This window comes from Gracilibacillus sp. D59, assembly GCF_052246695.1.
Classification (GTDB): Bacteria; Bacillota; Bacilli; order Bacillales; family Amphibacillaceae; genus Gracilibacillus.
The window spans coordinates 1-1280 of sequence record NZ_JBQQCK010000034.1 but is presented as its reverse complement, the minus strand read 5'-3'; the positions used below and the strand labels follow the sequence as shown (position 1 = coordinate 1280).

Annotated in this window: 9 tRNA genes and 1 rRNA gene; all 10 read right to left on the bottom strand. The window is 49.0% G+C overall.

The window, feature by feature from the left end:
* Nucleotides 1–136 precede the first annotated feature (136 nt).
* The 10 genes from ACTWP4_RS22535 to rrf all read right to left on the bottom strand — a co-directional run bounded on the left by ACTWP4_RS22535 (nt 137) and on the right by rrf (nt 1078).
* Nucleotides 137–212: transfer RNA gene (locus ACTWP4_RS22535), tRNA-Ala, on the bottom strand.
* A gap of 20 nt (nt 213–232) precedes the next feature.
* A tRNA-Pro gene (locus ACTWP4_RS22530) sits at nt 233–309 on the bottom strand.
* A 3-nt stretch (nt 310–312) separates the two neighbouring features.
* Nucleotides 313–389: transfer RNA gene (locus tag ACTWP4_RS22525), tRNA-Arg, on the bottom strand.
* A gap of 3 nt (nt 390–392) precedes the next feature.
* A tRNA-Leu gene (locus ACTWP4_RS22520) sits at nt 393–481 on the bottom strand.
* A 46-nt stretch (nt 482–527) separates the two neighbouring features.
* A tRNA-Gly gene (locus ACTWP4_RS22515) sits at nt 528–602 on the bottom strand.
* A gap of 22 nt (nt 603–624) precedes the next feature.
* A tRNA-Leu gene (locus ACTWP4_RS22510) sits at nt 625–709 on the bottom strand.
* A gap of 5 nt (nt 710–714) precedes the next feature.
* Nucleotides 715–790 (bottom strand) — tRNA-Lys (locus tag ACTWP4_RS22505).
* A 5-nt stretch (nt 791–795) separates the two neighbouring features.
* Nucleotides 796–871: transfer RNA gene (locus ACTWP4_RS22500), tRNA-Thr, on the bottom strand.
* Between the two features lie 4 nt (nt 872–875).
* Nucleotides 876–951, bottom strand: a tRNA-Val gene (locus tag ACTWP4_RS22495).
* Between the two features lie 10 nt (nt 952–961).
* Nucleotides 962–1078 (bottom strand): 5S ribosomal RNA (gene rrf, locus ACTWP4_RS22490).
* Nucleotides 1079–1280: the final 202 nt, after the last annotated feature.

Sequence of the window (1280 nt, the reverse complement as noted above, 5' to 3'; positions counted from 1 at the left end):
CCGCCAGCGTTCGTCCTGAGCCAAGATCAAACTCTCAATAAAGTTGACTTGCGCTCGCTTCTATAAGCTAGCTTGTTTCATGTTTAAAATCATACTGGTTGTTTTGTTCAGTTTTCAAAGATCAATGCATAAAAAATGGTGGAGCCTAGCGGGATCGAACCGCTGACCTCCTGCGTGCAAAGCAGGCGCTCTCCCAGCTGAGCTAAGGCCCCACAAAAAGATTCATTTTTAATGGTCGGGAAGACAGGATTTGAACCTGCGACCCCTTGGTCCCAAACCAAGTGCTCTACCAAGCTGAGCTACTTCCCGTAATGGCGCGCCCGAGAGGAGTCGAACCCCTAACCTCTTGATCCGTAGTCAAACGCTCTATCCAATTGAGCTACGGGCGCTAATGGTGCCGAGGGCCGGACTCGAACCGGCACGGTGGAAACCCACCGCAGGATTTTAAGTCCTGTGCGTCTGCCAATTCCGCCACCCCGGCAAGGAATAATGCATTAATCATCCGGCAAACTAAATGATTAATTTCCTGGAGCGGAAGACGGGATTCGAACCCGCGACCCCCACCTTGGCAAGGTGGTGTTCTACCACTGAACTACTTCCGCATTTATATTTATTATAATTGTATGGTGCGGGTGGAGGGACTTGAACCCCCACGTCAAGAGACACTAGATCCTAAGTCTAGCGCGTCTGCCAATTCCGCCACACCCGCTTAAATGGTGAGCCATGGAGGATTCGAACCTCCGACCCTCTGATTAAAAGTCAGATGCTCTACCAACTGAGCTAATGGCTCCCAAATGGTGCCGGCCAGAGGACTTGAACCCCCAACCTACTGATTACAAGTCAGTTGCTCTACCAATTGAGCTAGACCGGCTAAATGGTGGAGGATGCAGGGCTCGAACCTGCGACCCCTTGCTTGTAAGGCAAGTGCTCTCCCAGCTGAGCTAATCCTCCTATGTATATTGCCTGGCGACGTCCTACTCTTGCAGGGGCGCGAGCCCCAACTACCATGGGCGCTGGAGAGCTTAACTACTGTGTTCGGCATGGGAACAGGTGTGACCTCTCTGCTATCGTCACCAGACTCTTTTTTTCAAGGACAAGATACATTATAACTCATCATTCACATAGAATGCAAGAGTTTTTTTGTATTTTTTTAATATACCCTAAAAACTAGATAAGAGTGATAGTACAAGATCAAACAAATGATATAGTTAAGTCCTCGATCGATTAGTATTCGTCAGCTGCACATGTCACCATGCTTCCACCTCGAACCTATCTACCTC